Here is a 4,024-nt window from a genome sequence, read left to right on the forward strand (position 1 = left end):
GAGCCTTATCTCGATACGACCGCCGCGAGTTTTCGCGAGGATCTCGACCTGCATGTCGCGATCTCCAGGCTGAAGCTGAAATTCATGAGCTCCCCGGAGGCGTTGATCCATGGCGATCTCCATACCGGTTCGATCATGGTGACCGAGAGCGACACCAGGGTGATCGATCCCGAATTCGCCTTTTACGGGCCGATGGGATTCGATGTCGGTGCTGTCATCGCCAACCTGCTGATGGCCTATTTTGCCTCCGACGGCCATGAGCGGGTCACAGGCGAACGTCGCGCCTTCGAAGCCTGGGTGCTGAAGACGGTCGAAAACGTCTGGGCCGAGTTCGCGCGAAAATTCCTCGATCTGTGGCGGCGCGAAGCCAAGGGTGATGCCTACCCGCGACGCTGTTCGAGGGTGCGGCCGGCGCCGCGCGGCTCGAGAGCGAGCGCCAGTCCTATATGGACCGGCTGTTTCAGGACGTGGTCGGATTTGCCGCGGCCAAGACGATCCGCCGCATTCTGGGCCTCGCTCACAACATCGATTTCGAACTGATCGAGGATTTGAAGCGCCGCGCGATTTGCGAGGCGCGCAGTCTGCATCTCGCCCGCACCATGATGCTGGATACGCCGTCCTTTACGAGCATCAGCGCGGTGACCCGCGCCGCGCAGGCGCTGCGCGACTGGCAACCGGATTTTGGCCGGTAAGAGAAGGTGAACTTGGGCTACTCGTCATGCCGGGCCTTGTGCCGGCCATCCACGTCTTTCTTTCTTATTGCACCAAAGACGTGGATGACCGGAACATCGGCGCGAACGCGCGTAAGACGCGCTTCGCGCTTTTGCCCGGCCATGATGGCGGCGGGATCGCGCGTATCAATCCACCGCCTTCGCGCGCAGCCGCTGCGCATAGACGTTGATGACCAGCGCGGCGAGCAGGATCAGTCCGCGGATCAGGATTTTCAAAAAGCTGTCGATGTTGACGTGGTCGAGCCCGTTGTTGAGCACGCCGAGCACGAACAGGCCGACGATGGTGTTGCCGATGCCGCCGCGTCCGCCGAACAGGCTGGTGCCGCCGACCACGACGGCGGCGATTGAATCGAGCAGATAGGTGTCGAACTCGTTCTGCTGCGCGCTGCCGAAATGCGCCACGCCCAGCATGCCGCCAATGCCGGCGCAGACTGCGGAGATGACCATCACGCTGCCGAGGATGAGATTGACGTTCAGCCCGGAATATTCCGCCGCCTCGCGGTTGCCGCCGACCATGTAGACGTAGCGGCCGAAGCGCGTGTAGGTCAGCGCCAGATGGCCGGCGAGCAGCATGATGGCCGCGACGATCACGATCCAGGGGATGCCACCGATCGACCCCGAGCCGAGCGTGGCGATCAGGTCGGGCACCTTGTAGGCGATCTGCCCGCGTACCAAGAGCGCCGAGATGCCGGCCGCGATCTGCATCATGGCAAGCGTCATGATGAAGGACGGGATCCCGATCACGGTCAGCCCGAACGCGTTGACGAAGCCGAGCAGGCCGCACAGCACGAGTGACAGCAAAATCGCCGCCCATCCGGGGAGCGGCACGTTGGCGATGTTCACATAGGCTTCCTGCACCGTGAAATAGGCCACGGCGATGCCGGTGACATTGGCGATGCTTGCAATCGAAAGATCGATCTCGGCGCACAGGATCACGAAGGTGAGGCCGACGGCGATGATGCCGGTGACCGACACCTGGGTCAGGATATTGCCGACATTGTCGATCGTCGCGAAGGAGGGACTTGCGACCGCAAAGAAGGCGGAAAGGAAGATCAAGGTCAGGAACGGTGCGATGTTGCGCATCTGCGAGCGCAGGATGACGCTAAGCCTGTGCGATCGCTGCCGGCTCGCCTCCGGAACTGTCACGCCTTCGCCGCTCGCCATGTCCTTAAGTCTCCGTTACGCCGCTTCCAGGAGGCGATCCTTGCTGATCGCCTCGCCCGCGAACTCGCGCACCACCACACCGCGCTTCAGCACGATGATGCGGTCGGCCAGCGACAGCACCGTTTCGGGTTCGGTCGACAGCACGATGATCGCAAGCCCTTTCGCCCTGAGATCACGGATGATCTGGATCACGTCACTCTTGGCGCCGACGTCCATGCCGCGGGTCGGCTCGCACAGCACCAGTACGCGCGGCGGATGGGTCAGCCATTTTGCCAGCGCCACCTTCTGCTGATTGCCGCCGGAAAGCATGCCGAGGTCGAGGTCGACGGCCGCCGGCCTGATCTGCAGCTGCTCGACCTGGCGCCTGGCAATGGCGCGCTCCTGCGCCGGCTTGAGGAACAGGGATGAAATGCGGTCGAGGATCGCAATCGAGACGTTCTTGTAGACCGGCTCCTGGTGAAACAGCATGGCGCGGCGGCTTTCGGGAACGTAGGCGATGCCGGCCCGCCGCGCGTCGGCAGTGTTGCCAAACGCCTTGCCGCCGCCGGCCACGACGAGTTCGCCATGGTCGGGCGCGAGTTTGCCGAACAGGATGCGCGCAAGCTCGAGCTGCCCGCAGCCCATAAAACCGTAGACGCCCAAAACCTCGCCGGCGTGCACCTGAAAGGTGACGTCGCGCAGGCTGCGGGCGAGCGAGATGCCGCTTGCTTCCAGCACCATCGGGCCGCCGGCCTTTGGCGGCAGCGCGATATCGTGGGTGTAGGTCTCTTCCAGCGCCTCGCCGCCGCGGCCGGTCATGGCCTCGATCAGGGCGCCCTTGCTGGTCGCGGTGGCGGCGGTCTCAGCGACTTTCCGGCCGTTGCGGAACACGGTCACCGTGTCGGAGACGCGCAAAATGTCCTCGATGAAATGCGAGATGAAGACGATGGCGGTGCCTTGATCGCGCAGCCGGCGCAGAGTGGAGAACAGCCGTTCCACCTCCGGCGGCGACAGCGCCGAGGTCGGCTCGTCCAGAATGATGATGCGCGCGCCGGAGAACAGCACGCGGGCAATCTCGATCAGCTGTTGCAGGCCAATCGGCAGGTCGCCGAGCCTTGTATTCGGGTCGACATCGATGCCTAGCCGGGAGAGTTGCTGGCGGGCTTCGCGGGCCATTTTTCGCCACTGCACGATGCCGAAGCGGTTGGTCGGCTGGGTGCCGAGAAACACGTTCTCGGCAACCGACAGGTCGGGCGCGACGCTCAGCTCCTGATGCACCATGGCGATGCCGGCCGCGAGCGCGTCGCGCGCGGAGCGAAAATGCACGTCCCGCCCATCCAGGACGAAACGGCCCAAGAAGCCCGTGTGCACGCCGGCGATGATCTTCATCAGCGTGCTCTTGCCTGCGCCGTTCTCCCCGACGAGACCATGGATCTCGCCGGGGAAAAGCGCGAAGTCGACCCCACGGAGCGCCTCGACGCCGCCGAAGGCTTTTGTGATGCCCTTGAGCTCGAGGATGGGCGGGCGGCCGTCAGACATCGCGACTTCAGATCAGGAAGTGATCCTCCATCCACTGCATGCCCGGTGCGTTGGCCTTGGTCACGACCGGACCGTCCGTCACGACGTTCTTCGGGATGCCCTTGTCGGTCTTTTCGCCCGAGACGACGGCGGCAACGCCGGCCACGATCGCACCGCCATGGATGCGGCAGGAAGGGTTGCGTACGGTCGCAAACATCCGGCCTTCGCTGACCGCCTGGATCGCCGGCGGCATGGCGTCGACGCCGCCGATCAGGATGTTGGTGCGATTGTGCGCCTTCATGATGTTGTAGGCGGCGAGCGCCATGTCGTCATTGTGGAAGAAGGCCGCGTCGATCTGCGGATATTTCGTGAGATAGGTCTCCCACAGCCGTGCCGTCTTCGAGACGTCCCAGTCGGCCGGCTGGGTGTCGAGCACCTCGATGCCCGGGAATTGCTTGACCACCGCGTTGAAGCCCTTTGCGCGGCCCTGGGCGCCGGTGTGGCCGAGAGCGCCCTGGGTCATGATCACCTTGCCTTTGCCGTTGATGGCATTGCAGAGCGCCTGCGTCACCGAAGCGCCCATGAACTCGTTGTCGGGCGCGAGGAAGGAGTGGACGTTGATCTGATCGAGC

3 protein-coding genes and 1 pseudogene are annotated in these 4,024 nt (G+C 63.9%); 1 reads left to right on the forward strand and 3 read right to left on the reverse strand.

The window, feature by feature from the left end:
- Positions 1–692, forward strand: a pseudogene (locus tag JOZ76_RS32370) (phosphotransferase); the annotation flags it as partial.
- A 165-nt stretch (positions 693–857) separates the two neighbouring features.
- On the opposite strand, the gene JOZ76_RS32375 reads toward JOZ76_RS32370, so the two are convergent.
- From JOZ76_RS32375 to JOZ76_RS32385, 3 genes are all read right to left on the reverse strand, one after another.
- A complete protein-coding gene (locus JOZ76_RS32375; protein WP_291705459.1) occupies positions 858–1,895 on the reverse strand; it encodes an ABC transporter permease in 1,038 nt (345 codons plus the stop codon).
- Between the two features lie 15 nt (positions 1,896–1,910).
- Positions 1,911–3,413, reverse strand: a complete 1,503-nt coding sequence (locus JOZ76_RS32380) for a sugar ABC transporter ATP-binding protein (RefSeq protein ID WP_291705460.1) — start codon at positions 3,411–3,413, stop codon at positions 1,911–1,913.
- 7 nt (positions 3,414–3,420) lie between these two features.
- Positions 3,421–4,024 (reverse strand): sugar ABC transporter substrate-binding protein (locus tag JOZ76_RS32385; RefSeq protein WP_291705461.1); only part of this gene is annotated, 604 nt, incomplete at its 5' end.

The organism is Bradyrhizobium sp., from assembly GCF_019244115.1.
GTDB lineage: Bacteria > Pseudomonadota > Alphaproteobacteria > Rhizobiales > Xanthobacteraceae > Bradyrhizobium.

Excerpts from the sequence above, each read along its gene's own strand:
- JOZ76_RS32375 (WP_291705459.1), bottom strand. The coding sequence starts at position 1,895 with ATGGCGAGCGGCGAAGGCGTGACAGTTCCGGAGGCGAGCCGGCAGCGA.
- JOZ76_RS32380 (WP_291705460.1), bottom strand. The coding sequence starts at position 3,413 with ATGTCTGACGGCCGCCCGCCCATCCTCGAGCTCAAGGGCATCACAAAA.